This is a genomic window from Lacticaseibacillus casei DSM 20011 = JCM 1134 = ATCC 393 (assembly GCF_000829055.1).
Taxonomy (GTDB): Bacteria; Bacillota; Bacilli; order Lactobacillales; family Lactobacillaceae; genus Lacticaseibacillus; species Lacticaseibacillus casei.
This window is the reverse complement of the sequence record NZ_AP012544.1, coordinates 26,524-52,491: the sequence shown is the minus strand read 5'-3', so window position 1 is coordinate 52,491 and position 25,968 is coordinate 26,524. Positions and strand designations below refer to the sequence as shown.

24 protein-coding genes, 2 pseudogenes and 1 riboswitch are annotated in these 25,968 nt (G+C 49.2%); of the genes and pseudogenes, 10 read left to right on the top strand and 16 right to left on the bottom strand.

Features of this window, described 5'->3' with window-relative positions:
• The first annotated feature begins 18 nt into the window (after nucleotides 1–18).
• Complete coding sequence (locus LBCZ_RS00250; protein WP_039639749.1) at nucleotides 19–285, top strand: helix-turn-helix domain-containing protein; 267 nt, start codon at nucleotides 19–21, stop codon at nucleotides 283–285.
• A 237-nt stretch (nucleotides 286–522) separates the two neighbouring features.
• Here LBCZ_RS00250 and LBCZ_RS00245 read toward each other — a convergent pair.
• Nucleotides 523–1,388, bottom strand: a pseudogene (locus LBCZ_RS00245) (DMT family transporter).
• Nucleotides 1,381–1,794 carry an NUDIX domain-containing protein gene (locus tag LBCZ_RS00240; RefSeq protein ID WP_025014001.1) on the bottom strand — a complete coding sequence of 138 codons (414 nt, stop codon included), beginning with the start codon at nucleotides 1,792–1,794 and terminating at the stop codon, nucleotides 1,381–1,383. Before LBCZ_RS00240 ends, LBCZ_RS00245 begins: the two are co-directional and overlap by 8 nt.
• A gap of 483 nt (nucleotides 1,795–2,277) precedes the next feature.
• Here LBCZ_RS00240 and LBCZ_RS00230 point away from each other — a divergent pair, with 483 nt between their 5' ends.
• On the top strand, nucleotides 2,278–3,522 hold the full coding sequence (locus LBCZ_RS00230; protein WP_041084700.1) for an ISL3 family transposase: 1,245 nt from the start codon (nucleotides 2,278–2,280) through the stop codon (nucleotides 3,520–3,522).
• 48 nt (nucleotides 3,523–3,570) lie between these two features.
• Here the strand turns inward: LBCZ_RS00230 and LBCZ_RS00225 are convergent, their stop codons facing one another.
• The 3 genes from LBCZ_RS00225 to LBCZ_RS00215 all read right to left on the bottom strand — a co-directional run bounded on the left by LBCZ_RS00225 (nucleotide 3,571) and on the right by LBCZ_RS00215 (nucleotide 4,530).
• Complete coding sequence (locus tag LBCZ_RS00225) at nucleotides 3,571–3,879, bottom strand: helix-turn-helix domain-containing protein (RefSeq protein WP_225421706.1); 309 nt, start codon at nucleotides 3,877–3,879, stop codon at nucleotides 3,571–3,573.
• Nucleotides 3,863–4,075 carry a hypothetical protein gene (locus LBCZ_RS00220; RefSeq protein ID WP_025013857.1) on the bottom strand — a complete coding sequence of 71 codons (213 nt, stop codon included), beginning with the start codon at nucleotides 4,073–4,075 and terminating at the stop codon, nucleotides 3,863–3,865. Before LBCZ_RS00220 ends, LBCZ_RS00225 begins: the two co-directional genes overlap by 17 nt.
• Before the next feature lie 125 nt (nucleotides 4,076–4,200).
• Complete coding sequence (locus tag LBCZ_RS00215) at nucleotides 4,201–4,530, bottom strand: YxeA family protein (protein WP_025013856.1); 330 nt, start codon at nucleotides 4,528–4,530, stop codon at nucleotides 4,201–4,203.
• Between the two features lie 342 nt (nucleotides 4,531–4,872).
• On the opposite strand from LBCZ_RS00215, the gene LBCZ_RS00210 reads away from it, so the two are divergent.
• Complete coding sequence (locus LBCZ_RS00210) at nucleotides 4,873–6,288, top strand: IS5-like element ISLca2 family transposase (protein ID WP_039639756.1); 1,416 nt, start codon at nucleotides 4,873–4,875, stop codon at nucleotides 6,286–6,288.
• Nucleotides 6,289–6,475: 187 nt separating this feature from the next.
• On the opposite strand, the gene LBCZ_RS00205 is transcribed toward LBCZ_RS00210, so the two are convergent.
• The 3 genes from LBCZ_RS00205 to LBCZ_RS00195 are packed head-to-tail and all read right to left on the bottom strand — an operon-like array spanning nucleotide 6,476 to nucleotide 9,926.
• Nucleotides 6,476–7,534 carry an aspartate-semialdehyde dehydrogenase gene (locus tag LBCZ_RS00205; protein ID WP_025013855.1) on the bottom strand — a complete coding sequence of 353 codons (1,059 nt, stop codon included), beginning with the start codon at nucleotides 7,532–7,534 and terminating at the stop codon, nucleotides 6,476–6,478.
• Between the two features lie 3 nt (nucleotides 7,535–7,537).
• Nucleotides 7,538–8,545 (bottom strand): diaminopimelate epimerase, encoded by a 1,008-nt coding sequence (gene dapF, locus LBCZ_RS00200; protein WP_025013854.1) that lies wholly within the window; start codon nucleotides 8,543–8,545, stop codon nucleotides 7,538–7,540.
• 1 nt (nucleotide 8,546) lies between these two features.
• The gene (locus LBCZ_RS00195; RefSeq protein ID WP_025013853.1) at nucleotides 8,547–9,926 is read right to left on the bottom strand and encodes an aspartate kinase; all 1,380 of its coding nucleotides are present in this window, start codon (nucleotides 9,924–9,926) and stop codon (nucleotides 8,547–8,549) included.
• Nucleotides 9,927–10,569: 643 nt separating this feature from the next.
• Nucleotides 10,570–10,749, top strand: a riboswitch (Lysine riboswitch).
• A 136-nt stretch (nucleotides 10,750–10,885) separates the two neighbouring features.
• Between LBCZ_RS00195 and lysA the strand changes: the two genes are divergently transcribed.
• The 5 genes from lysA (at nucleotide 10,886) to dapB (ending at nucleotide 16,155) form a co-directional block, all read left to right on the top strand.
• On the top strand, nucleotides 10,886–12,235 hold the full coding sequence (gene lysA / locus LBCZ_RS00190) for a diaminopimelate decarboxylase (protein WP_039639758.1): 1,350 nt from the start codon (nucleotides 10,886–10,888) through the stop codon (nucleotides 12,233–12,235).
• A 9-nt stretch (nucleotides 12,236–12,244) separates the two neighbouring features.
• A complete protein-coding gene (gene dapD / locus LBCZ_RS00185; RefSeq protein ID WP_025013886.1) occupies nucleotides 12,245–12,949 on the top strand; it encodes a 2,3,4,5-tetrahydropyridine-2,6-dicarboxylate N-acetyltransferase in 705 nt (234 codons plus the stop codon).
• Nucleotides 12,950–12,955: 6 nt separating this feature from the next.
• The gene (locus LBCZ_RS00180) at nucleotides 12,956–14,107 is read left to right on the top strand and encodes an N-acetyldiaminopimelate deacetylase (RefSeq protein ID WP_025013885.1); all 1,152 of its coding nucleotides are present in this window, start codon (nucleotides 12,956–12,958) and stop codon (nucleotides 14,105–14,107) included.
• A gap of 378 nt (nucleotides 14,108–14,485) precedes the next feature.
• Complete coding sequence (gene dapA, locus LBCZ_RS00175; protein WP_025013884.1) at nucleotides 14,486–15,391, top strand: 4-hydroxy-tetrahydrodipicolinate synthase; 906 nt, start codon at nucleotides 14,486–14,488, stop codon at nucleotides 15,389–15,391.
• Nucleotides 15,388–16,155, top strand: coding sequence for a 4-hydroxy-tetrahydrodipicolinate reductase (gene dapB, locus LBCZ_RS00170; RefSeq protein ID WP_025013883.1), 768 nt, complete (start codon nucleotides 15,388–15,390; stop codon nucleotides 16,153–16,155). The genes dapA and dapB overlap by 4 nt, the downstream gene beginning before the upstream one ends.
• A 122-nt stretch (nucleotides 16,156–16,277) precedes the next feature.
• Here the strand turns inward: dapB and LBCZ_RS00165 are convergent, their stop codons facing one another.
• The 5 genes and pseudogenes from LBCZ_RS00165 to LBCZ_RS00145 form a co-directional block, all read right to left on the bottom strand.
• Complete coding sequence (locus tag LBCZ_RS00165; protein ID WP_039639765.1) at nucleotides 16,278–17,330, bottom strand: IS30 family transposase; 1,053 nt, start codon at nucleotides 17,328–17,330, stop codon at nucleotides 16,278–16,280.
• A gap of 186 nt (nucleotides 17,331–17,516) precedes the next feature.
• Complete coding sequence (locus LBCZ_RS00160) at nucleotides 17,517–19,307, bottom strand: ABC transporter ATP-binding protein (protein ID WP_039639761.1); 1,791 nt, start codon at nucleotides 19,305–19,307, stop codon at nucleotides 17,517–17,519.
• A gap of 354 nt (nucleotides 19,308–19,661) precedes the next feature.
• On the bottom strand, nucleotides 19,662–20,036 hold the full coding sequence (locus LBCZ_RS00155; protein WP_228767544.1) for a hypothetical protein: 375 nt from the start codon (nucleotides 20,034–20,036) through the stop codon (nucleotides 19,662–19,664).
• A complete protein-coding gene (locus tag LBCZ_RS00150) occupies nucleotides 20,037–20,648 on the bottom strand; it encodes a sugar O-acetyltransferase (protein WP_025013815.1) in 612 nt (203 codons plus the stop codon). It lies immediately after the preceding gene.
• Between the two features lie 139 nt (nucleotides 20,649–20,787).
• Nucleotides 20,788–22,165, bottom strand: a pseudogene (locus LBCZ_RS00145) (Nramp family divalent metal transporter).
• Nucleotides 22,166–22,395: 230 nt separating this feature from the next.
• On the opposite strand from LBCZ_RS00145, the gene LBCZ_RS00140 reads away from it, so the two are divergent.
• Both LBCZ_RS00140 and LBCZ_RS00135 read left to right on the top strand, forming a co-directional pair.
• Nucleotides 22,396–23,034, top strand: a complete 639-nt coding sequence (locus tag LBCZ_RS00140; protein WP_025013816.1) for a TetR/AcrR family transcriptional regulator — start codon at nucleotides 22,396–22,398, stop codon at nucleotides 23,032–23,034.
• A gap of 302 nt (nucleotides 23,035–23,336) precedes the next feature.
• Nucleotides 23,337–24,110, top strand: coding sequence for a sulfite exporter TauE/SafE family protein (locus LBCZ_RS00135; RefSeq protein WP_010490228.1), 774 nt, complete (start codon nucleotides 23,337–23,339; stop codon nucleotides 24,108–24,110).
• A 107-nt stretch (nucleotides 24,111–24,217) separates the two neighbouring features.
• On the opposite strand, the gene LBCZ_RS00130 is transcribed toward LBCZ_RS00135, so the two are convergent.
• From LBCZ_RS00130 to LBCZ_RS00120, 3 genes are read right to left on the bottom strand one after another with little or no spacing between them, the layout of a single operon-like run.
• On the bottom strand, nucleotides 24,218–24,538 hold the full coding sequence (locus tag LBCZ_RS00130) for a hypothetical protein (RefSeq protein WP_025013817.1): 321 nt from the start codon (nucleotides 24,536–24,538) through the stop codon (nucleotides 24,218–24,220).
• Between the two features lie 8 nt (nucleotides 24,539–24,546).
• Nucleotides 24,547–25,353, bottom strand: coding sequence for a Cof-type HAD-IIB family hydrolase (locus LBCZ_RS00125; protein WP_025013818.1), 807 nt, complete (start codon nucleotides 25,351–25,353; stop codon nucleotides 24,547–24,549).
• 24 nt (nucleotides 25,354–25,377) lie between these two features.
• On the bottom strand, nucleotides 25,378–25,929 hold the full coding sequence (locus LBCZ_RS00120) for a TetR/AcrR family transcriptional regulator (RefSeq protein ID WP_025013819.1): 552 nt from the start codon (nucleotides 25,927–25,929) through the stop codon (nucleotides 25,378–25,380).
• Nucleotides 25,930–25,968: the final 39 nt, after the last annotated feature.

The window sequence follows — 25,968 nt, the reverse complement described above, 5'->3', positions numbered from 1 at the left end:
AGGAACGGCATTCAACCCATGAAAATTGATGAATTATTGAAAAAAGAAATGCAGAACCCAGAATTTGCCAGTGCTTATACACTAGACAAGGAACGTTCGGCGGCCGCCTTGGCACTTTATCACGCACGGGAAGCGGCAGGCCTCACACAAGCTGACCTAGCAGAACGTGCCGGTGTACCACAGACAACGATTGCTCGAATTGAACGGGGCGATAACGTCTCATTTAATAAATTAGCAGAAATTGCTCATGCTATGGGCAAAAAGGTCTATGTTAAGATCGTTTGATAACTTTACTGGAATCCGATATATGGATTCCAGCCTACATAAAATGACCTGCAATTGCCGAACTTTCTGGGCATTGCAGGTTATTTATATAAGTGCAAAGATTTTCCTTTGCTATATTTAATTCGATGAATCTCACTGCGATCCTGATAAAATAATCGCAAGATGCTTACAAATGTTTTGGCCGTTTAATGATCTTGCATTTAGGACTGAACAGATTGATCACTATGAATGAACATTTTAGTCAATTTGCGACTTCTTAACCGGCAGCGACATCCAAACAATCGAAAGCACAATTAGGGCGCCGCCGAGCATAAATGCCGGAGTTATTTGAATCGTGAAAAATGGCAACGAGTAGATCAAGACAAAAACTGGGTTAAGCGCTCGGATCAAATTGGCATCGCGAAATGAGATGAACTTTAGTCCGCGATAAAACAGCAACAACCCAAGAAAGCCTGAACAAAACGCTGAGATGGCAACGGCACCCATGCCCATGTTGGGTGAAAAAGAGAGCTTGCCGCTTCCGGCGAGTATCAGTCCGAGAATAACGACGGCAGTGCCTTGGTTGTATAAGAGTAATATTTTCTCATCAACCTGGGTCAGTGCCTTTTTGGCCAACGTATTCGTTAAAGCGAAGCTGAAGGTGTACCCAAATGCACAGGCAAGTCCGATGATGTTGTTCACATTTCCCGAGAAATCAGAGACCAGTGCGGTACCGGCAATGCAAAGCAGAATCGGCACCAGTTCGCGGCGGTCAAATTTTTCATGCAGCATGATCACCGACAGCAGAATGGCGAAGACAATGTAAAACCTTCCGATCAACCCGACGCTCACCGGATCAAGGAAAAAGAGGCTTAGGTATTGCAAAAAGATGCCAAGCAATTCGTCAGTCCTAAAATCCAGACAACCGGCTGCTTAATCCACACCATTTTTGTTTTGGTCATCGCAATCGTGATCAGCGTCAACACCAGTGAAATAAGTGCATTATAAAAGCTCGCAGCCAGTGGCGATAGCGTGATCATCGACCATTTGTTCATCACTGGCGTCAGCGCCATCACCGCCACCGACAATCCATTCAGTAGTAAGCCATAGCGGCGGCTACTCATCTGGCCACCCGATATGGCGAAAAATCTGGCAGTAAACATCGTCATGAAACGATCTGTCAGCATCCGGTAACGGCGCAAGTAACAACTTTCGATCGTCGGTTTCAGAAGATGCTGGAATCGGCTCCAGCCGATCAACCTCGGCGCGGACAACCGCTGTGACGTGTCCGGTCGGTAACACATAATAACCCAACGGCACGATTGAATCCGGCTTAATCACAGCGCCGGATTCTTCAAACGACTCACGCACCGCCGCTTGAGCAAGTGTCTCGCCGGCTTCCAACTTGCCGCCGGTCAGCTCCCACCGGCGTTTGGAATTATGTACCCAGATAATGCCGGCATTAAAAGATTGAACAACCAGCACCGAATCCGGCCTTTGCGGAACCGTTTCAAAATGAACCTCAACCATATCGACTCACCTCTTCATTTATTTGGTTAAAAACGCGGAGGTTGATTGTATAACGGGCATTGTGAGGGTGTCAATCATATTTTTTACTACTACGAAGTTTCGTTTCCTGCACAATACAACTTGATCGACGAGCTGTCCGGCTTCGATCACTATTTGGGCATTTATCTTGATGTTTCTCTGACAATCACTTTCCGTGAGTTTGACGCATCACTATTAGATAAAGGCCAAAAATAAATCGTAAAAATGCGGCAAAAAAGCCCATGCGCGCTGCATGGACCAATTTGTAGCCTAATCATCTACCAAAGTCACATCAAGTGTTTTGCCAAGTGCCATTGCAATTTTGCGGGTCTACACTTTCTGGTGTTGAGAAATAATCAACACTGAACGTATAGGCCCTTTTTGGATAACGCAAAAAGACACCTACTCAGTGTCCATGCTATGCTTGTTAGCGTCGAAACCAAAAGCAAGCGAGGTTATGAGTAAATGTCCCAATACGATCCTACACTGTCCGCCCTTGGAATACCAGACCATAATATCAAAGTAGCCTTTGTTCGTCATGAATATCGCGGCAACGGGGTACGTCGCCGCCAGTATCATGTGATTGATGCCGAGCTGACTTACCGGTTAACCCGGTGCCCACTGTGTGGCTTTGAGGCCTTGCACCCTAACGGGTTTTACACGGCCCACGTGCGCGTCCTCAACGGGGTTGAAATGCCGACAGTCATTGACTTGCACAAGCAACGATGGCGCTGTCATAACTGTTACCACACAGTCAGTGCCAAGACGCCACTCGTGCAACCCAACCACACGATCGCCGCTCACATGACAGAACGAATCATGAAGTTAGCGCATGAACGGTTGCCAGTCAAAACCATCGCCCGTATTATCGGAATCTCAGCCTCCTCGGTTCAACGGATCATTGACCAAAATCTCAAACTCCGACCGGCTCGCCGGCTACCCACGCGACTCTGCTTTGATGAGTTCCGTTCCACTCATGGCATGATGTCGTTTATCTGTCTTGATGCCGATTCACATCGTCTGATTGCCTTGCTTGGTGACCGATTCAACCGCACGATTAAAAACTTCTTCATCGCTCATTATTCACTCGCTGAACGCACTCGGGTCCAGACGGTCACCATGGACATGAATGCAGCTTATCAGACGATTATTCATGAGGTTTTCCCCAAGGCCCAAGTCGTCATTGATCGGTTCCATATCATTCAACTTGCGGCTCGTGCCCTTGATCAGGTACGCGTCCAAGCGCTCAAACAGCTTGATGACAAGCACAGCCGTCCTTATAAGATCATGAAGACAAACTGGCGGCTTTTTCATCAAACTGCGCCTGACGCTAAACACAAACAGTTCCTGTTTGGTTTGAATGAAGACGTCACGCAACAGGAGGCCATCGATATCGCACTTGATACTGAGCCCAAGCTCAAGCAAACCTACGAGACCTACTTAGCGCTTCATGATGCTTTGATGGTGAAGAAACATCCCGCGGAACTGGCAAACCTGTTAGCTACTTACGAGCCAAACGGTACGGCAATGGACATGACGATCGCGACGCTTAAGCGACACAAAGTCGCTGTTCTCGCCGCTGTCACCAGCCCTTATTCCAACGGTCCGATCGAAGGGGTTAACCGCCTCATCAAGTCACTCAAACGATCCTGTTTTGGCTTCAAGAATCAGCTGAACTTCTTCAAACGAATCTACCAAATCACGGCATAACATGACAAAGACGGCTCCCCAAATGGAGAACCGCCTCAAATGATAAATTTATTCTTCAACACCAGTTGACGTAGAGCCAATTTTGCTCAAAGTATCAAGACTTGTACGCTCGCCTAGCTCAACTCGGGCAATCTCTCTTTGGGGTACACCAGCTGCAGCTGCAAGATCTCTTTGCGATAATCCTGCGGCGTCACGTGCTTTCATAAATTGATAAGCATTCATTAAACGAACCTTGCCCTGATCAAACTGCGCTTTTGCCTCAGGGTGAACCGTATATTTAGCTATCAGATCTTCAATCTTTAATGTTCTCGGTGTCATCCTCAGCTCCCCTTTGCTTTGATCAAATAACGGATCCAAGTGTGACTACCTTATAAAGAGCGTTGAAAAGCGAAGCCAACATTATACCAGCACGCACGTGATACGGCAGTCGCTTCATTTTAGTGGACGGCCACAAAGATAGTAACGTTTGTATCCCAGCAACGATCAACGCTAAAACAATAACCAACGCCAGAACTGCCAACAACAACATTAAAATCGTCCCAATCACTGCCATGGCTGTTACCTTCTTTCTTGAAAAGCTGTGCGTCTGCCAATAGTAGCCATATTATTCCATAACAACTCAATTCGCGTCAATCATTTGTTTTGGCTTTAATTCTTCCCCAGTCTTTAAGTCACTGCCTACTGTCGCACTTTTTCTGCAAACGCCTCTTTTGACACATAAGTCACACGCTTCACGTACTGTCCCTTGTGCCGCACCGCTACATACTTCCCATCCGGATCATAGCCGGTCATTTCTTTCAGTACCAGCGTCGGCTTTGTCTGCGTTGCGGCATACAACTTGACATTGCGATAACGCTGTGTACCTTGTGGGACTTTTGCGTAGCTTGTTTGTTCGGGTACGAATGGATTGACTCGATCCGTCCACCGGTTGTGAATCAGGAGTATGCCAGAAAGGGCCACTACAATAATCGCTGCCGCAAGACTTCCCAAAAGTTTTGTTGTTTTCATACAACGTGTGCTCCTTCAACTATGTTCTTAGCAACCAACGTCGACAATATTAAAGTAAATGATTGCTGTCTTGCCTCATCTGGATGGCAATCGTAGCAAGCATTTCGTTAATTTAGAAACTGTTTCCTAAAAGGATTATCGCCGACATAAGTGATTCCTGTCAAGCTAAGTATAGATAAAAGTATAATAGAAGTATTATTCTAAGTAGTGGCTGCTTAAAAATTCTATAATTCAGGCAGTTAAGCTAATATATGCATTATTGCGGTATAATAAATCCATTGGAATTAGCTGTTTTCCTGCATTTTCCTTGCATTTTTTGGGAACCTACTCGGAGGTTATCGTATGGTCTATCGTCACAGCCCGCTTCAATTGTCATTTGAATCCTTTGGTGCCGGTTTAAGTACCCCACTTAGCTCTAACAATGAGTGGGTCCAGTTGGCGGAGGTCATGCCCTGGAAAGCTCTCGATGAGGCATACCAATTGGAGTTCACCAAAAATGCGGGACGTGCGGCAAAACCATTTCGTTTACTCTATGGGGCAATCCTGATCCAACAACGGATGGGTTTAACTGATCGTGGGGTGGTTGCGGCAATTCGTGATACACCCGCACTTCAATATTTCATCGGGTTGTCCGAATACAAAGCGGTTGAGCCGTTCAATTATTCCAGCCTGGCACACTTTCGCAAACGAATTGCCGATATCTCCGAGCTGATTACGAATATCATGAATGATACAGTACGCGCCAAGATCGAAGCGTTGGTCCCATTCAAAGTGGACACCGTCATCACGGACGCAACCGCAGTGCCAGTCAAAATCAAGTATCCTCAAGACACCGTCCTCCTCAACCAAGCAAGGCTGAATCTTGAGGCGATGGCGATCGATATGGCACACCAACTTGGTGTGCCAAACCCACGCATGTACAAACGCGAGGCGAAGCATTGCTGGGCCTCATTTTCACGACATCCAAAGCAACAGCGTGGTGGCTTTCATAAACAGGTCAAGGCCCAACTTCAATATGTGCGCCGTGATTTGCGGTACATCAACGAATTCATCGATCAGGGTGCGACTCTACCAGATGAACAAGCGATTCGCTTAGGCGTGATTCGAATTCTATTTGACCAGCAATGGTACATGTATACCCACAAGACTCACCACGTTGAAGACCGAATTGTTAGTCTCCAACAGCCGTACATTCGCCCAATTCAACGTGGTAAGGCCAATGCTAAAGTTGAATTTGGGGCGAAGATTGACTGTTCGTTAAGTGAAGGCGTAGTCGACATTGAACGTTTTGATTTCACCGCATTCTCTGAGGGCCAAGACTTCGCGGAAACTTTAGACCACTATTACGACCTTCATGGACATTATCCGGATGAAGTACTGGCCGATACGCTGTACCGTAATCGGGAGAACCTAAAGCTGTGTAAGGATTTGGGTATCCGAATCTGCGGTCCGAAGCTTGGCCGGCATCCAAAACACGTTGATGCAGCAAACCGGCGTGAGGATACTGATGCCGAGAATCGAAGAGGTACCATTGAACGCCGGTTTGCTTTTATGAAGGGCACGCTGGGGCTTGACTTGGTGAACACTCGGACAGCTGAATCACTGGCCGTCAAGATTGACGCGGCCATCGTCTTGAGCAATGTGCTGACCCTGTTAAGGGTATTTGCTATACCAATTTTAATTTTGGCTAAATTCGAGGGTGAGGCCTATCAAATTCGCTATAAATTTACTACAAGGGTCGAAGATATGGTGGCCTAGTTCAACAGCCACTAAGTATTATACGACTTTTTAATAGACACGGTAGCAATTTTTGCATGCTTTAATACTTTCTTTTTGAAATTAATTTCGTATATCTCCCTATAACGTTAATTATTCTGCATATAAAAAACCGACACCACCCGCCGCCCAAAAGCGACTAAACATGGTATCGGCCCTAACATCCTATTCACTTCGGCTGAATCAAGCCCATGGCATCCATGGTCTCCGCAATCTGCATGGAATTCCATGCGGCACCCTTGAGAAGATTATCGGAAACATCCCACATGTGGAAGAAGCGCGGATTTTCTGCATCGGCGCGAATGCGGCCGACAAAGACTTCCTTGCTGCCAACGGCGTTTCTGGCTTGCGGATAGAGTTGTTGGCTCGGATCGTCTTGAACAACCACGCCGGGTGCTTCTGCTAACTTCGCGCGAATGGCGTCAGCGGTAGCATTGCTATCTTCCACTTCGAAGTAAACTTCTTCTGAGTGGGCGATGGGAACCGGAATGCGGACGCAGGTGGCAGTGACTTTAATCGCATCGCTGTTCATATCGCCGGCCATGATTTTCTTGGTTTCGTGAATCATTTTCCATTCTTCATGACTGTAGCCGTCTGGTTCGAAAACGTCAATCTGCGGCAAGGCGTTGAAGGCGATCGGATAGTGCTTCTTATCGCCGGCAGTCGGTAGAATTTTCGGCTCCAGCGGTTTGTCATCCAATGCTGCCTGGGTTTCATCAAACAATTCATTCATGGCCGACTGTCCGGCACCGGAAACTGCCTGATAAGTCGAAACGACAACCTGTTTCAAACCAAATGCTTTACGAATTGGCTCCAGCGCTGTGACCATCTGAATCGTTGAACAATTAGGGTTGGCGATGATACCTTGATGATGGCGCAGCGCCTCGGGATTTACTTCTGGCACAACCAATGGAATGTCCGGTTCCATCCGAAAGGTGCTGGTATTATCGACCACCACGGCGCCGGCTTTAACGGCTGCCGGGGCAAACCGTTTGGAAACCGACCCGCCAGCGGAAAACAGCGCAATGTCAATCCCTTTAAATGAATCATCGGTTGTCTCGTGAACGGTTAATGTCCCATCGCGAAACGGTACCTTTTTGCCTTCTGAATGCTTGCTGGCAAGTGCCAGAACCGATGCGATCGGTAATTTGCTCTCTGCGACCATTTTCAACATCCGGGTTCCAACGGCTCCGGTTGCACCCACAACTGCTACGTGATAACCACTCATTTTTCAGACTCCTTCTGTCAATGTGTCAGCCAATGCGCGATGCGGTAATGCGGCAACAAACCGCTCATAAGCCGCCTGCTCGCTCGTCTGCTTGATAACCGCCTGCTGCAAATCGCCGCCGATCAATGCTGCTTCTGGCAATGTGATCGTGGCGGTGACCGTCGCATTGCCGATTAATTCAATCCAATAATGGTCGTGATCGCGATGAACCACCGTTTTGACCATGCCTCCTGGATTATACACGGTATTGACGCGATCCAACGCTGCTTGGTTGGGGTGGGTCAAAATAAACGCCAGGGTCGTTGCTGACATGCCGGTACCGCAAGCATTGGTAAACCCGACGCCACGCTCATAGGTCCGGGCAAACAGCGTATCCTGCCCTAAGATTTCGGCAAATGTGACGTTAACCCCTTCCGGAAAATAAGGATTTTCCCCGTTCAATTGCTTGCCAATCCGTTCAAGATCCGGACCAGCCAACTCGTCTTTGGACACAAACGCAATCAAGTGCGGATTGGGCACGGCGACCGCGGTGAACTTCAGATGCGGATGAATGGCCGGCAAAACGGTGTCAACAATGCGATCCGTGCCTAAATTAGCAAACGGTAAAGCTTCTGGCGCAAAACTAACCGGTGAAATTTCAACCGAATACGCCGGTACCCCGGCTGCTAATGGCTTCTGCTTGGCGACCGCCAAACCCGCAAAGTCAGTGTGGACGCGGAATGATGTTTGGCCGGTTTTTTCACTTAAATATCGCGCCACCGTCCGCAGCCCGTTGCCACAAAGCTTGGCAAAACTGCCATCCGTATTAACGACGGTCATTTTGCCCGCTGTTCCAGGTGCGTCCGTAATCGCCAAAACGCCGTCCGAACCGCCTAGCAAACCCGTCTGACTGTCGGTTAGCCGTTGCGTCAATGTCGCCAGCTGCGTCTTCGTCAACGGCTGGGTCAGTTGCGTTTCATCCAATAAAAAGAAACTATTCTCAGAACCGTGAACTTTTTGCAATGTCACCATGTTAGTGCACCTCCAGACGCTGATTAATCGGAATGAAAAAGGCGTTGTAAATTGCCTTGACCGCGCGATTGGCTGACTCTCGCGAGGTGCCCAGCATCAGTGAAATCTGCGAGGCGCCTTCGTTGATCATCGACACGTGAACGCCGGCACTCGCTAGCGGCTGCAAAATCGTCTGAATCAAGCCGGTTCGCTGCGCCATCCCTTCGCCGACAACCATGATAATCGCGTAATCATCGATCCACTTCAAAACATCGGGATGGACCGCCGCTTGGATCTCGTCGCACACAGCCTTCCGCTTGGCCTCATTCAGCTGCCGATCATCCAGAATAATCGTCAGATCGTCAATCCCACTTGGCATATGCTCATAGCTGATGCCGTGCCGTTCCAAAACCTGCAGCAACTTCAATGTGAACCCGACTTCCTTATTCAACAGGTAACGATGCAGGTAAATGGCGCCAAAATGTTGCGAACTCACGATGCCGGTAATGGCGTGCTTCGGGACAAAATGCTGTTCGGGAACGATCATGGTTCCGGGAGCATCGGGATGATTGGTGTTCTTCAAATTAATGGGAATCTGTCCCGCAATGGCTGGCAAAATCGCTTCATCATGAAAAACGCCAAATCCACCGTATGATAGCTCCCGCATTTCCCGATAAGTCATTTCCTGAATCATCTGTGGATTTGCCACCACCCGCGGATCAGCTGCAGCGACCCCATCAACATCGGTAAAGTTTTCATATAAGTCTGCGTGAAAACCGTTGGCGAGAATTGCTCCGGTGATATCGGAACCGCCTCGCGAAAAAGTGGCAATGGCGCCTTTACTGGTATACCCATAGAATCCAGGTACCACCAGCACACCCAGCGGTCGGGTAAAAGTTTCCAAATGCGTGTAAGTTTCACGTGAAACTTCTGCATCATTCGGATCATCGGTCACCACAATACCCAAGTCTTTTGGTTCGCCATAAGTGGCTTCAATGCCTTCATGATTCAAAACGGCAGTCATCAGAAACGCATTCAACTTTTCCCCGCGGGCCTTGAATCCGGCCATGAGATAATCGTGATTGGTAAATGTCTTTTTCGGTAACTGGTATAGTTCTTCGCTGATTTGCAGCATGACTTGTGGATCAAGCCCGAAATCATCCGCGATTGCTTGGTAGCGCGCAACAATTTTCTTAACGACTTCAGTTGCATTTTCATGGCGCAAGAACGCCTGGGCATACTGAATCAATAAGTCCGTTACTTTAACGTCACCGGGATGCCGTTTACCAGGTGCACTAGTCACCATCACCCGCCGTGCAGGATTTGCTTTCATGATTGCCACAACTTTGGCAAACTGCGACCCATTTGCTAATGATGACCCGCCAAACTTTACGACCCGCACGATAAACTGCCTCCCTAATGAGTTCTCTTTCGCAAGCAACTTGCAGCTATTCGCTCACAGACGTCGCGCCAATGAAATCGAGTTTCGCCAGCTCGTTTCTGCAAATGAGAACTCTGTCATTTTATTTTGTACTTTAGCAGACTCTCCCAGAAACACAACCCCCAGCGATTGCGGAAAATCGGCATGTTTTGGCGGCATTGGATAGAAACAAAGTGTTGAAATTTGTTTTTAATTTTTTTACTCAAACGGGTGATGAAGGAATTGAGGTTGTGACTGGCAGAAAGTGTGTTGGCGCGGGAACGAGCCTGCGTGTAAAAGGCTTAACGCAATGGCAAAAGCCCGCGCCATCACGCCTGAGCCCCCTGGTTTTCTCTGCTGCTCTCTTAAACGCGTTCACCGGCGCAGACGTCTGCGTGTAAGGACCTTGATCGCAATGGCCTAAGCCCGCGCCATCACGCCTGAGCCCCCTGGTTTTCTCTGCTGCTCTCTTAAACGCGTTCACCGGCGCAGACGTCTGCGTGTAAGGACCTTGATCGCAATGGCCTAAGCCCGGGCCATCACGACCAAGGCCGCTTACACTCCGACTTCTAATCGCGCCGGTTCACGCTCTTGACGCCTTCGTTTTTTTATTATAGTCTGGTGATAAACAGATAGAGGTTGCAACCAACATGAGTATCCGAATCGAGCGAGATCCTTCGCGGTGACGTTTGGTGAAAGGGGCGGTTGCCGAAATGGGGGCGCCGGGATCGGCAAGCCTGTTGGGCCAGGGTTGAATAAATCCTGTACTGTCGCTTAGAAACCTAAGCGGGGCGCTATCATTCAAGTAGATTGCAAGTTGGGATCTTTTTGTTTGACGCGTGGCCAAACAAAAGGATCCCTTTTCGTTTGCCGTCGCCCTGCCGTAACGCGTTCACTGGGCCAGAAACCGGCCCAGTCCACGCTCAAGGAGGATGCACGTTATGAATTTTGCTACAAACCAAGAAGGTCAATTAACCATCGGCGGGGTCGCGGCCAGCCAGCTGGCGCACACGTTTCAAACACCGCTTTACGTGTATGATGTCGGAGCGATTCGCCACCAGATTCGCGCGTTTAAACAAGTATTTGAGACTGCCAACGTCCGTTATGCTGTCAGTTATGCTTCCAAAGCGTTTGCGACCATTGCGATGTACGATGTCGCCAAGGCTGAAAACATTCATGTCGATGTGGTTTCCGGCGGCGAATTATACACGGCTCAAGCCGCCGATTTTCCCATGGCAAAAGTCAGCTTTCATGGCAATAACAAAAGCAAAGCTGAACTGCAACAAGCATTGGATGCTGGCGTCGGCACGATCATTGTGGACAATTTTCACGAATTGGATCTGCTTGATGAGCTCTTGAAAGCAGCAGTTGGCCAACAAGATGTTTTGATTCGGGTCGCTCCCGGAATTAGCGCCCACACCCATGCTTATGATCAAACCGGCCAAACTGACAGTAAATTCGGCTTTGATATTGAAAGCGGGCAGGCAGATGAAGCAGCCAAGCGGATTTTAGCCGACGAACATCTGAACCTGCTCGGCATCCACGCCCATATCGGCTCGCAGATTTTTGAAGTGGCCGGATTTGAAGCCGTCACCCAAAAGCTGCTGGCTGTCCTTGATAATTGGCACCGGCAATTCGGTTTCACCCCGCAAGTGCTCAATGTTGGCGGTGGTTTCGGGATTGCTTACACCAGCCAGGATGATCCGTTGCCGCCAGAAGCGTTTGTCAAAGCCATTCTGAGCACCCTCAAGACGCAAAGCAGCCAGCTTGATTGGCCGCTTCCGGCAGTCTGGATTGAACCCGGGCGGTCGATTGTCGGCCCCGCCGGCTACAGTCTTTACACGGTCGGCAGCCGCAAAGACGTGCCTGGGTTGCGGCCATATGTTGCAGTTGACGGCGGCATGGACGACAACATTCGGCCTGCCCTTTATCAGGCGCAATACACTGCGGTGGTTGCCGATCACCCGACCGCAAAGCCAACCGAGCATGTCCATCTCGTCGGCAAGTACTGCGAATCCGGGGATATTTTAATCGACGACGCCCCATTGCCCGCCACCCAGCCAGGTGATGTGGTTGCCGTTTTCGACACCGGCGCTTATGGCTACTCCATGGCATCCAACTACAACCGCAACCCGCGGCCGGCCGTCGTTTTCGTTGAAAATGGCCAGGCCCAGCTGGTCGTCACGCGCGAAAATTACGCCGACTTGATTCAGCACGATCACCACTACGCCGCACCGAGCTCGTCAACACCCGCAACCACCGCCAACAACGCTACTACCGCAACCAAATAGGAGGCCATCATGGCACAATTAGACACCCAAAAGATCATTTCAACCATTGCCAACAGTCAGAAAACAACACCCGTTAAGGTCTATCTCAAAGGCGAGTTAGCTGATTTGCATTTTCCAAAAAGTGTTCACGCATTCGTTGGGGAACACACCGGAACGGTCATCGGCGATTGGGCGGTTATTCAGCCAATCCTGAAAAAGGCCAAGCTTGACGATTACTATGTCGAAACCGCGGGCCGTAACACCGGCGTTCCTTTGCTGGATATCAAAGCGGAAAATGCCCGGATTGAACCCGGTGCGATCATCCGTGACCAGGTTCTGATCGGCAACAATGCAGTGATCATGATGGGTGCCATCATTAATATCGGCGCTGAAATCGGTGATGGCACCATGATCGACATGGGTGCGGTTCTGGGCGGTCGGGCGATTGTCGGCAAGCATTGCCACATTGGTGCCGGTACCGTTTTGGCCGGCGTGGTGGAACCGCCGTCAGCGAAGCCTGTCACAATCGGTGATCACGTCATGATCGGCGCCAATGCGGTGGTTCTTGAAGGCGTGTCGGTCGGCGAAGGTGCGGTCATTGCCGCCGGAGCTGTCGTCATTAACGATGTGCCGGCACACACGGTGGTCGCCGGCGTTCCCGCCAAAGTCATCAAGCAGGTTAACGATCAAACCGAAGCCAAAACCGTCCTGCTCGACGAACTCAGAAAGCTGTGACTTCTAATGAAGGAAGCTGAATTGATTGCCATTCGCCGCCAGCTCCATCAAATCCCCGAGCTAGCCTTGCAGGAAAAAGAGACGCATGCCTTCCTACTTAAAACGGTGCAAAGTTTTCCGCAAACCCACCTCACCATTCGGACACTGCCTAAATTACCGACTGCCTTACTAGTCAAAGTTCACGGGCAAAACCCGCAACGAACCATCGGCTACCGGACCGACATTGACGCCTTGCCGGTGACGGAACAAACCGGCTTACCGTTTAGCTCGCAGCATTCCGGCATCGCCCATGCTTGCGGCCATGACATCCACATGACAGTTGCGCTAGGAATTATGGATTATTTCGCCCACCATCAGCCAAAAGATAATTTGATTTTCTTCTTCCAACCGGCTGAAGAAAGCAAAAACGGCGGCAAATTGGCCTACGACATGGGCACTTTCACCAGCGATTGGCACATCGATGAGTTTTATGGGCTGCATGATCGCCCCGACTTGACGGCTGGTACCATCAGCACGCGGCTTGGCACCCTTTTTGCCGGGACAACTGAAATCAATGTCGATCTCATCGGGAAAAGTGGCCACGCAGCCTTGCCGCAAAATGCCAACGATATGATCGTAGCCGCTGCCAGTTTTATCAACCAGATTCAAACCGTCGTTGCTCGTAACGTCAGCCCCACCGACAGCGCGGTCATCACGTTTGGCCTGATGCGCGCCGGGACGATTCGCAATGTGATTGCCGGACGCGCCCACTTGGAAGGTACTTTACGCGGGTTCACTCAGAAACAAATCGATTTCTTACAGCAACGTATCCGCGATATCGGCCGGGGAATCGCCGCCAGCTTCAACTGCGCCGTCAATGTCGATTTGAATCAAGGCGGCTATTATCCGGTCGAAAATAACCCGCAGCTGACCAAAGATTTCATCCAATACATGCAGTCCGATCCAACTGTCACGTTTGCGCCCACCGGACCTGTGATGACCGGGGAAGATTTCGGCTATCTATTGAATAAAATTCCCGGCACCATGTTCTGGCTAGGCGTTAACGATCCGGATTCCCAACTACATGCCGCCGACTTTTCACCAGACGAAGCTGCGTTAGCACCAGGGGTAACGGCGGTTGTGCATTTTCTGGAACATCGAATGGCGGAAAATAATTGAATTAGTAGCTATCGATATTGACTCATGATTGATGCGCCGAGACGACTTTCACCATATGCGCTCCGGAGCATTTGGCGCAAGAGCTTACCCGTAAAAGGCGCTGGCTCACGCTCAACCATAACGCGTTCCCCGGCGCAGGGGTCTGCGTGTAAGGACCTTGGTCGCAATGGCCTAAGACCGGGCCATCACGCCTGAGGCCACTTACACTCCGGTTTCTAACCGGGCTGGCTCACGCTCACTTTAACGCGCTCGCCAGCGCAGAAACCTGCATGTAAGGACCTTGGTCGCAATGGCAAAGACCGCCATCACGCCCAAGGCCACTTACACTCCGGCTTATACCCGCGCTGGCTCACGCTCACTTTAATTGGAGGTTTTTGAATGCAAAGAGCAGAATTGATCACCGCGATTGTGACACCGTTTAATGATCGCGATGAAATTGACTACGCAGTCATGCAACGGTTGGTTGATCATCTGATTGCAGAAGGCACCGATGGCTTTGTCGTCGGCGCTACCACGGGTGAAGGGCCGACGCTCAGTCATGACGAGAAAATCACCTTGTACACGCGGTTTGTCGACATGGTTCACGGCCGGGCGCTGGTCATTGCCAATTCAGGGTCGAACAATACGCGGGAAACCGTTGATTTTACCCATGAAGTCGGCGGGATTGCCGGGATTGATGCGACACTGGTGGTCGTGCCTTACTACAACAAACCTGATCAAAACGGCATGATCGCCCACTACACAGCGGTTGCGGCCAACGCGCAAAAGCCGATCATCATTTACAACATCCCCGGCCGAACCGGTGTTGAGATGCTGCCGGAAACCGTGGCAACGTTAGCGCAAAACCCCATGATTCAAGGCATCAAGCAATGCGGCAGCCTCGCCGCCCTGAGTGACATCATTGATCGAACCAAGCATGATGCTTTTAGTGTCTGGACCGGCGAAGATGCTCAGGCGCTGACGATTAAAACACTCGGCGGTATGGGCGTGATCTCGGTTGCTTCTCATCTTTACGCACACAGCATTCGGGAAATGTACGCGGCATTGGACCGCGGCGACATCACGACGGTGGCTGCGCTGCAACGGCAACTATTGCCGAAAATGGCTGCCTTATTCCATTTTCCATCGCCTGCTCCGACCAAAGCTGCGCTCAACGCATTAGGCTTCAACGTCGGCAGCCCGCGTCTGCCAATACTGCCATTAACTGCCAAACAACAGCAGGAACTCGCCCGTCTTTTAGGCGTTCCGGAACTATCAGCCATTGAAGCGGAGGTGCTCGCATGATTCACGTTCTTGTCGCCGGTTTTCGCGGTGCCATGGGTCAAAAAACCGTCAAAATGATCCAGTCACATTCAGATTTCGCATTAAGTGCCGTTTTTGACCCTAAAATAACTATCAATAACCCGCAAAATTACGGATTGCCGGCTGAAGTCAAAGTTCTCAACCGTTACGATCAACTCGACGCCAACGTCGCTGATGTCTGGGTCGACTTCACCAATCCCGATGCGGTCGCCGCTAACACCGAAGCCGCGATTAATGCCGGCATCCATCCGATCATTGGCACAAGCGGGATGGCGCCGGCTGATCAGGATCGCCTCATCAAGCTAGCCAACGCGAAACACCTTGGCGGCCTGATCGCACCAAACTTTGGTCTCTCCGCCGTTTTATTGATGAAGTTTGCCCAAGAAGCCGCGGCCTATTTTCCTGATGCCGAAATCATCGAAATGCACCACCAAGACAAAGCCGACGCCCCTTCAGGCACCGCCATCGCCACCGCGCACAAAATCGCCGCCGGACGTACCCAAAAGCCATTGTCCACCATCGACAACGACGCCCGCGGTCAGCGCATCGATGACGTCCCTGTCCACGCCGTCCGCCTACCCGGCTACATCGCCCACGAAGAAGTTCTTTTCGGCGGCCCGGGTGAAGCCCTCACCATTCGCCAAGACTCCTTCGACCGCCAAAGCTTCATGCAAGGCGTTGCCGTCGCCATTAGCAAGGTGCAGGAAGCGGATCAGTTGGTGGTTGGGTTGGAGAACTTTTTATAGAAAAATAGAAAACGCGTTGATCGATTTTATGAAAAACGTAAATTGCAAGAACAAGTTAGCCAGTCGTTGAGGACAATCCCAGAACAGGCCGTTATCAAATAGAAGTTGTGGCGCTAGAGAGACTACTGGGCCATGCGGCGAACGCGCCGAGCTTCGGCCTCAAAGTTTTGCTGGGGTGTGCAGTAGCCCTGTTGTTTGCGAGGCAACTGATTCAAGCGGTCTTGCGTGGCCTGCACTTGACTAGGGCTAATGTCATCTAGGGACATGCCCTTAGGGAAGTCCTGGCGGATCATCCGGTTATGTGCCTCGTTGGTGCCACGGTCGCAGGACGTGTAAGGATGGGCGTAGAAGATCTCAGTTTCCGTCCCAGCAAAAGCAGTATTTAAGGCGGTGAACTCGGGTCCGTTGTCGGCTGTGATGGTCTTGATGCAAGCTCCCCATTCGCGCTTGATTCCACGCAATGCATAGCTCACAGAGTCTGCATCTCGTCCTTCGATCAAGCGGAGAAGTTGGCAACGGGTCTTGCGCTCAATCAGAGTCAAGATGACGCTCTCCTTGCCATTGCGTTTACCGACAATGGTATCCATCTCCCAGTGACCGAACTGCCTGCATCGTTCAACGACCTTAGGCCGTTCCTCGATACTGCGGCCAGCCAGGCGCTTAGCCTTGGTGTGGTGCTGGTGAGAGGTCTTCCGCTTAGTCTTCTCCAACAGGTCGATATTTCGAATCTCTAGGCGTTGGTCGTCAATGTACTGGTACAAAGTCGAGGCACAAACAAGCTCTTCAGGAGTAAACAGCTTGTGTCGCTTGGCATAGCCGATTGAAGCATCCGGCGACCATTTGTCCTGCTTAGCTCGCTGTACGTACCAGGCTAAGAAGACCTGTACGCTGGCGAACTTGTCAGGACGATGGCAGCTCAAGCGTGCAGTCTCGTAACGTGCCTGAGCAGCCTCTGGCAGGTATTGTCGATGGTAGACGCGCTTGCCATTACTCTTCTTGACCTGATCTACTGTACCTCGCTTGATTTCATTATTAATGGTCTGCGGGCAGACGCCAATTTCAGCAGCAATCCAACGATTGGACTTCCCAGCTTGGCGGAATCCGGCCACTTTTCCGCGCTCGAGTGATGTTAAGTGCTGACCTTTTTGGCGGTGTGTGCTATCCTGTTTCTGCATCAAGACAATATCCTCTTCCATTGTTTGTGTAGGAACTTCAATGATACAGGATATCTGTTCTTGATGTTTTTTATTGTCCAAAAAATTTTGAGACAGTGGCTAACTTGATTCTAAAATGCGCGGAATAAACTTTTCCCGAAACGATAAATAAAACGGACTGTTCCGACTGCGTGCCGAATTTCTGTTTTACGATGCTTCATGGCGGTCACCTCCAACATACAGTGATCTCTGTGCCGACCAAAGTTTGCGATAATAGTCACAGTTTGCTAAAAGCCAGCGGTGACTGCCAGAAGCGATAGCGGTGCCATCTTTCATGACCAGAATCTTGACATTTTCGGTCGCCAAAGCCCCCAGCCGATGGGTCACGATGATCGTTGTTTTCTGACTCAGCTTCGCGTCAACCAATGCATAAAACTGCTTTTCACTAATCGGATCAAGCGCCGAAGTTGGCTCATCGAGGATATTAATATCCGCCTGACGATAAAGAACCCTGGCAAAAAGCATTTTGTCCTTTTGCCCACCGGAAAGTTGAATACCATTTTCATTCAACTCATTGCCAATGAATGTCTGAATCCCATTAGGCAGACCGGCGACAAAATCTCCCAATTCAACTTCAGCCAATACTGCCTTAACACGCGCTGTATCAATCTGTTGCGGCGTTGTACAAGCCACATTTTCTGCAATCGTAAAATGGAGGATCACGTCATCCTGAAATTCGACCGCCACTCGCTGGCGCATGGTTGCCGGCGCCCAGGTCGCGATGTCTTGGCCATCAATCGACACCGACCCTGAACTTGGCGTATATAAACCGCAAAGTAATTTGACCAGTGTTGACTTGCCCGCGCCATTCTCACCGACAATCGCAACTTTCTCTCCTGGCTCGACGAAAAAATTGATGTCATGCACAAGCTCGGTTCCATTCACTTGATAAGAAAGATGCTGAACTTCAATTTGACCTGACCCACTAACCTTCCGCTCTTTTGCGTCGCTGTCTTGGCGGTAAGGAAAGACCATAAATTTTCGAAAATTGTCAACAAAAACCAAGTTCTTTCCAACCGTCACATAAGCATCCCTAAAATTACCAAAGTTCAGGTTGAGTGTTTGGATCGCGCTGATCGCAAAAAGAAGGCTAGCTATTGAAACGTTTCGGAGTGCGATCAAAATTAACAGCGACAACGCCAAGCCGATAACGTTAACCAGTCGCTGGCCCAGATTAATAATCAGCGAAAGATTTGAGTAATGACGTTGCCAGGTCACCAGCTTTTGAATCAATGCTATAAAATGCTGATGAAAAAGATCAAACATCGCAAATAAGCGAATATCTTTTCCCGTTGATCGTTTCATCAGCGTCCGCACAAAATAACTTTGATAACTGGTAATCCGATTTTGTTCACCTTTATGGTTGAAATACCATTGATTGCCAATGCGCTGAAAGGCATATTGTAAAAGATTCAGCCCCAAGACAATGGCAGCTGGCCAAATACTCAAAATTCCCATCATGCCCAGCAGCACGATAATTTGGCAACCCGTTCGAATCAGCGTAACCGTCTGCGCAATGATCGCCCCAATCCCAATATTTTGCCCGTTGTAAATCGCTTCGTAAGCTTGATCAATAACCGCTTTCCCTTTCACTGAGTCAATCAAACTTTGTTGCCAGCCAAAAATATGCTCAGAAAAAACCGGCACATAGTCAAAGCGAAAATCGAATGTCAGCAAAGTCAGGCGTTGCTGCAAAAATAAATCAAAGATTCTGATAGCATACACAACGACCCCGGCGAGCAAGATGGTCAGAATCACCATAGCTAGCTTCAGGTCTTTCGCTTGGATAAGGACAACTGCGAGCGAAGGCAACAGTGATATCCCCGCAACGTACACGCTCTCAACCAAACAAAGCCCCAATAAGATCACGACAAATTTGAGTCGATATTTAGCGGCAAATTTGGAGAATATGTAGAACCAGTTGCTTCTTTGACTCATAGCGGTCATTCCTTAATCAGAAATACGCGTCTAAAGGGTATGCTTGTTACGATCTGCGTTTTATGTTAAATAAATTAGAATAATTTGATATTAATGAGAAAATACTCCTAGATCAACTAAGTGTCAACCTTTCTGAAATGGAAGTGCACTTAAAAAAAGATCATGAAAACTCATTTCTACTACCAAAAAGAGCTAGCGGAAAGATGTTTTCATGATCTAGATCTGTCATATTTGACCATTAATTTGATGAAGATTGCACTGATGCGTTATACCAAAAACAACCTTAGTGAGAGTACGTTGATGAAAGCAAAATTATGATCGTCTACTCAGCGAAACACTGATATTTCAGAAATACTACTCTTCTCCCTCCGCTTTTCGCCTCAAAGCACGTTCAACCATTGATTTAACTTTCTGCGAAGCCTCATCGTATTCAACTTTCGACAACCTGACTGTTACGTAATCAACTTTAGTCTTATTGTCTTTCATCATCACCGAGATTCTCAATGGAACGCCGAATTCTTCAAAGAGAACGCTCAGTGACGAGAGCGTATGAAAAGCCTGCAAATTTTCTAAACTTGACTGGATATTTGAGATGTTATAAACCACATAGTCTTCGATATCTTGTCTGTTGAATTGGTTTCTTTTAAGCCCAGCGTGTTCGGCTGACTCCTTCACTAAACCGTCAAATGTAAAAGTCATGTCCAGCCCCCTAAAGGTTCGTGCTGCCATTTAAAGCGACTCAATGTCAATCGGCTTCCCATGATCATACGTCTTTCGATCGTCATCCGTAATCTCACGAACAACCCGACACGGTGAGCCGAATGCCACGACATTGGCCGGAATATCGTGCGTGACTAAACTGCCGGCGCCAATGACACTGTTATCGCCGATCGTCACGCCCGGCATAACCGTGACATTCGCGCCAAACCAGCAATTCCGGCCGACATGAATCGGCTTATTGTATTGGTACCCCTGTTCACGCAGGTTCGGATCAATCGGATGCGTGGCGGTCACCAAAGTTACGTTGGGACCAAACATGGTTCGATCACCCACATAAATATGCGTATCATCAACCAACGTTAGATTGAAGTTTGCATAAATACCGCTGCCAAAATGAACATGGGCGCCACCAAAGTTAGAATAGAACGGCGCTTCAACGTAACTTCTTTCACCGATTTCCGCAAACATCTTTTTAAGCTGGGCGAAGCGTTCTTCCTGATGGGTCGCCGGAATGCGATTATAAATGGCCACTTCGTCAATGTCAGCCAGTTGTTCTTTTTGCAAATCCGCATCCATTGGCTGATACAGTGCGCCGTTGTGCATTTTTTCTTGGATTGTCATGCGATGATCCTCCTTTTTTACTCGTTCTCTCGCTAAATCGTATCACAGTCTCGGTACTCACCATAATGCGCTTTCTAGTTTACTCAAAAGGCCACTGGACAAAATCCCGCCCAGTGGCCTTTTTGCATGCTTTCATTATTTATTTAACCAAGCCCAGCGTCTGAGCAATCAAGTAAAGGTTCAAGATAATGAGCACCGCACTGATGAGCCACGCCAGCCACTTGACCCAGGCGTGGTTGGCAAATTCGCCCATGATCTTTTTGTCGCTGGTGTAGCGCACCAACGGAATGACCGCGAACGGTAGCGCAACGCTTAGAAAAACCTGTGAGAACGTCAGCTGTCCCTCAATCTTGGCTTCATTGCCGTGATAATAAATGGCGAAAATCAGCACCGGCGTGACGGACATGAGCCGCGTTAGAATGCGCTGTGCCCAGAGCGGCATTTTCAGATGAATGAAACCTTCCATAATAATCTGGCCAGCCAGCGTCCCGGTGATCGTTGAACTTTGACCGGATGCCAGCAATGCGATCGCAAACAACATGGAAAGCATCGGGCTGGCAATGGCGCCCGACAATCTGTGAATTGCTTAAGGCATTGAAAAGATCTACAAAGCGGCCTAATGAGCTATTGGTGCCGAAGAAAAGCGCCGCTCCAGGAATTAACAGTAATGAGTTGACGATAAACGCCATCGTCAGTTGCAAGTTGGACTCAATCGTTGAAAACTTAATCGCCCGTTTGACATCGTCTGGCTTGCTGCGATCAATTTTACGCGTCTGGGAAATCGATGATCCAAGGAAAAGATCATGCGGCATGACCGTCGCACCCACGATCCCTAGTGAAAGGTACAACATGGATTTATTGGTAACAATATCAGCGTGTGGCACGTAGCCTTTTAACATTTCCGGCACGTTGGGTTGGGCCAAAATGACTTCATAGGCGAAAACCAGCAGAATGACGAGGACTAAAGTAGCAACCACCGCTTCGATTTTTCGAAAGCCGAGGCGCATGAGTAGTAACAGAATTAAAACATCTGCCGTAGTAATGATAATGCCGACAATTAGCGGCATCTTGAAAAGCAGTTTTAGCGCAATGGCAGACCCGATAATCTCGGCTACATCTGTTGCCATAATTGCTAATTCGGTAACAACCCAAAGAAAACCGCCCATGACACGTCCGGTATGCTCGCGCGTCATCTGCGCCAGGTCCTTACCGGTCACGATTCCCAGCCTTGCCGCCATCGCCTGCAGCAACATCGCGATCAAACTGGAAATCAAAATAACCGAAAGCAATGAGTACTTGAATGAAGCCCCGCCGGCAATACTGGTGATCCAGTTACCGGGATCCATGTACCCCACGGCAACCAGAATACCCGGTCCGGTATAAGCGGCTAGTGTCCGCCAAAAACCGGCATTGTGCGGCACTTCAACACTGCCGTTGACTTCATCTAGACTTTTACTCGGCGTGTCTTCAAAATGAATGATCCGCTCACGTTTTGGGTTTTTATTTTCTTTTTCCATGATATAAAGCCCTCTTTCCATTGGTTTGAAATTTGGGTCTCGATTGAGCTATCACTCAACATCGTCCGACATAAATATACACCCTCCCCAAGTGAGGTCAAGAAAAAGGTTAGGCTGGCTTAACTTATTGCCTAAAGCCCCTACTGACGGCACTCATCGCGTGCTATAATAAAACCACACTGCCGGCTTTAAGTTTTCACTTAATCCAATTTAAGAAGGGATCCTGGTACATGGCCAATTCAACTGATGACATGTTGCATCAAGCGCAATTATTTAATGATTTCACGGCTAAACAGAAACTGATTATCATCGCCGCCATTGATGTGTTTGCCGAGAAGGGGTACGCGGCAACCAGTACGAAGGAAATCGCCGCGCGGGCCGGGGTCGCCGAAGGTAATATTTACAGTCGCTTCACCAACAAACGCGGCCTATTGAACGCCATTATCACACCGGTACTCGACCAGATGTTCCCGGCCGAACTGGATGACTTCATTAAGTCCCGGTTGAATCAGGATTATGTGTCATTGGAAACTTTTCTAACCGTTTTAATCAAAGATCGCCTTACTTTTTTGCAGGCGAATGCGCAAATTATCAAAATCGTTCTATCGGAATTGTTAAATGACACGCAGGTTCGTGAACAGGTCATTGGCAACTTCACAGCCCAATATTGGCAGACGATGACGCATGATTTAACCGTCCTGAAACAACAGGGGGTGCTGGTTGACTGGCCGTTTGAAGATATTTTAAGAGCTATCTGGTCGACTACCAGTGGTTTGATTCTGGGATTTTTATACTTCAATCAGCCGCTAGACGCCGACACCGTGAACCACAGCATTACCGCAACGATTAAGGCTTTGACGCCAAAGTAGTTGGTGGCCGTGCACACATGGTGTAGCCTTCTGTTCCGGTAGTTGTTTGGGTTATGACTCTCAACGGGTGTTGGTTTGCGTATAAAATAAAACTATGTGGTTTTGCTCAGGTTCACTTTAACGCGCTCCCCGGCGCAGAAATCGGCTCACGCTCATTCACTTTAACGCGTTCGCAGTCGCAGAAATCTACGTGTAAGGACCTCAAGCCCAAATGGCCAAAGCCCAGCCATTTAGACTTGAGGCCACTTACACTCCGATTTCTAAGCGCTCCTGCTCACGCTCATTCTTTTGGAGGAGGATTCATGACTCTCGCAATTTTTATTTTTCTACTCATTGCCGGCATCGGTGCTGGCTTGACGGCCACGTTGGCTGGGCTGGCTTCGTTGGTTTCTTACCCGGCGTTGCTGGCCATTGGGGTGCCGCCGGTGATTGCCAATGTGACCAACACCGCCGCCTTGGTATTCACCGGTGTCGGCTCAGCAGTTTCATCCCTGCCTGAATTGCACGGACGCGGCAAATTTCTGTGGCGACTCATCCTGTTGGTTTCGCTCGGCAGTATTTTCGGCAGCGCCTTGTTGCTGATTGCGCCTGCATCGACTTTTGAAAAAATTGTCCCGTTCTTCATCATTGCTGCGGGTCTGTTACTGTTGTTCAGCGGCAAACTGCCTACGCAGGAACATGATCCGAACGAACCCGCGCGCCGCCTGACATTTCGGCAAGAGGCCGCCCAAACCATTGTTATCTTCGTGACGGGTGCCTATGCTGGGTACTTCGGCGCTGCTGCCGGTGTTGTGATGTTGGCAACATTAACCTTGACCGTGGATCAACCCTTCATCGTTTCCAATTCAATGAAAAATCTGACCGGCTTTGCGGCTAATGGCATCGCCACCGTCATCTACGCTTTCACGACCAAAATCGAATGGCTCATGGTCATCCCTCTCGGCATCGGCCTTTTCATCGGCGGCTACATTGGACCCATCATCGCCCGGCGCCTGCCAGTGCAGTTACTACGCGTCATCATTGCCGTTTTAGCTTTCCTGTTGGCCGCCAAGTTGTTCGCCCAAGCCTATTTCTAATAAAGTTTTGGTATTATCAAACAAAAAAACTTCTCAGCGATCATGTTGCAATGTGCAAATGATTGCTGAGAAGTTTTTTTCTAACGCATATCGTACAAATGATTCAGTTATAACAACCAAATCGCTAACCCAAACAAAACCAAATGTACCAATAACCTTACCAAATGATGGCTTACGTGCGGCTTGCCGTACATTGCTATCCCATTGAGCCATGCCACTACGGACAAACCCAGCAACCCGATCAGCAAAACGATGACCGCGTTGACCTTATCCGGAATCACCGACGCTGTCAGTACCAAAACCGCAGCCAGCGCCGTTAGCTGATTGAAAAGTAGGTTCCCTTGTTTGGCTTGCCACGCCTGCCAGGCAACCAGCAGCATCACAAACCCATAACCGCCAATCACCACGCGCATCCCGATTGCCGCCATGCGCTCGCCTAGCCTTCCTGCGCCTGCAAGACTTGATCCATCACATGTAAAACGCCATATTCATCATTGCTACGGGTACGATATTTGGCATGCTGTGCCATCCCCTGCGTCGCATTGGCCATAATATAACTGTAACCAACCGTCTCCAGCATCGGAATATCATTATCATAATCACCAAACGCCATCATCTGGGCAGTCGGAATATCAAAATGCCGACTCAAAATCCGCATCCCGCGGCCTTTGTTCACGCCAAGATTTTGAATATCCAACCAAGTTTCGCCACTCACCTGAACCGTATAATCCTGACCAAACACCGGCCGAAAATAGCGATCAGCATTCTTGCGACTATCCGCATTGGGAAAATAAATCGTGACCTTATCGACTTCTAGCGACATATACAGCAAATTCGGCACCTTTTTGAGCTTGTGGTAAAACGGCAACAGCGCTGGTGCGTATTTGGCATCAACCGCATTGATATACGCGGCATCCAAGGCACATAGCACCGGAACGCCATCGGTTTTTTCAAGAATGAATGACACAATCTCGCGATACTTGGCCGCGGAAATCAAACTTTTTCCGATGATATGGCCATGCGTTGCCACTAAACCGCCATTATCGCAAACCAGCGAGATGTGCTGGCTGAAGTGCGGAAAGGTTTCCTGCAACGTATACAACGGTCGGCCACTGGCAGCGACGAATTCGATGCCTGCCTGATGAAGCCGGTGTAAGTAACGATCAAAGTGCGGTGGTAAGACACCTTTGCTGGTTAACAGCGTCTGGTCCATATCACTGGCAATTAATTTTACATTTCGCATCTTTTTCTCCCATAAACGACTTAGTTAGTGCGGCGCCCCTTTGGTAACCACATTTTCGATCACCTTCGCAATTTGCTCCGGCGGCTCTTGCATGCCACGCTTTAGCCACATGGTTAACACACCCACGGTCCCACTGATGAAGAACGTATAATAATAATCGAGATGATCTTTGTCAGTCTCGCCATACCACGTTTGATAACGTGACTGCGTTTGTGCCTGAATCGGCCGCACGATTTTTTGTAAAACCGAACTATCCGGTGTGGTTAAAAGAATCGTTGCGGCTTGCGGATGTTGCATGATGACCTTGAGAATCGGCACCAACATCTTGGTCATATCGTCTATTTTAACACTGAGATACGGTTGGATTTCAGTGAGTAAATCGATTTCAATCTGTTCGAATAAAGCCAAGGGTGACTGGAAGTGCAAGTAAAAGGTTCCGCGATTCAGATCCGCCTGACGACAAATCTCCGTCACGGTGACGTCATCCAACGCCTTGGTTTCCAAAATCTGCAATAAGGCCGTCTTAAACTGACTCACCGTATACTGAACCCGGCGATTGTCCCGTGTTCCTGACATCAACGTTCACCTCTAAACCAACATGATTTCAACAAAGTG

Coding starts and splice junctions, on each gene's coding strand:
- LBCZ_RS00250 (WP_039639749.1), top strand. CDS start 19: ATGAAAATTGATGAATTATTGAAAAAAGAAATGCAGAACCCAGAATTT.
- LBCZ_RS00240 (WP_025014001.1), bottom strand. CDS start 1,794: ATGGTTGAGGTTCATTTTGAAACGGTTCCGCAAAGGCCGGATTCGGTG.
- LBCZ_RS00230 (WP_041084700.1), top strand. CDS start 2,278: ATGTCCCAATACGATCCTACACTGTCCGCCCTTGGAATACCAGACCAT.
- LBCZ_RS00220 (WP_025013857.1), bottom strand. CDS start 4,075: ATGGCAGTGATTGGGACGATTTTAATGTTGTTGTTGGCAGTTCTGGCG.
- LBCZ_RS00215 (WP_025013856.1), bottom strand. CDS start 4,530: ATGAAAACAACAAAACTTTTGGGAAGTCTTGCGGCAGCGATTATTGTA.
- LBCZ_RS00210 (WP_039639756.1), top strand. CDS start 4,873: ATGGTCTATCGTCACAGCCCGCTTCAATTGTCATTTGAATCCTTTGGT.
- LBCZ_RS00205 (WP_025013855.1), bottom strand. CDS start 7,534: ATGAGTGGTTATCACGTAGCAGTTGTGGGTGCAACCGGAGCCGTTGGA.
- dapF (WP_025013854.1), bottom strand. CDS start 8,545: ATGGTGACATTGCAAAAAGTTCACGGTTCTGAGAATAGTTTCTTTTTA.
- lysA (WP_039639758.1), top strand. CDS start 10,886: ATGAATTTTGCTACAAACCAAGAAGGTCAATTAACCATCGGCGGGGTC.
- dapD (WP_025013886.1), top strand. CDS start 12,245: ATGGCACAATTAGACACCCAAAAGATCATTTCAACCATTGCCAACAGT.
- LBCZ_RS00180 (WP_025013885.1), top strand. CDS start 12,956: ATGAAGGAAGCTGAATTGATTGCCATTCGCCGCCAGCTCCATCAAATC.
- dapA (WP_025013884.1), top strand. CDS start 14,486: ATGCAAAGAGCAGAATTGATCACCGCGATTGTGACACCGTTTAATGAT.
- dapB (WP_025013883.1), top strand. CDS start 15,388: ATGATTCACGTTCTTGTCGCCGGTTTTCGCGGTGCCATGGGTCAAAAA.
- LBCZ_RS00165 (WP_039639765.1), bottom strand. CDS start 17,330: ATGCAGAAACAGGATAGCACACACCGCCAAAAAGGTCAGCACTTAACA.
- LBCZ_RS00160 (WP_039639761.1), bottom strand. CDS start 19,307: ATGAGTCAAAGAAGCAACTGGTTCTACATATTCTCCAAATTTGCCGCT.
- LBCZ_RS00155 (WP_228767544.1), bottom strand. CDS start 20,036: ATGGCAGCACGAACCTTTAGGGGGCTGGACATGACTTTTACATTTGAC.
- LBCZ_RS00150 (WP_025013815.1), bottom strand. CDS start 20,648: ATGACAATCCAAGAAAAAATGCACAACGGCGCACTGTATCAGCCAATG.
- LBCZ_RS00140 (WP_025013816.1), top strand. CDS start 22,396: ATGGCCAATTCAACTGATGACATGTTGCATCAAGCGCAATTATTTAAT.
- LBCZ_RS00135 (WP_010490228.1), top strand. CDS start 23,337: ATGACTCTCGCAATTTTTATTTTTCTACTCATTGCCGGCATCGGTGCT.
- LBCZ_RS00130 (WP_025013817.1), bottom strand. CDS start 24,538: ATGGCGGCAATCGGGATGCGCGTGGTGATTGGCGGTTATGGGTTTGTG.
- LBCZ_RS00125 (WP_025013818.1), bottom strand. CDS start 25,353: ATGCGAAATGTAAAATTAATTGCCAGTGATATGGACCAGACGCTGTTA.
- LBCZ_RS00120 (WP_025013819.1), bottom strand. CDS start 25,929: ATGTCAGGAACACGGGACAATCGCCGGGTTCAGTATACGGTGAGTCAG.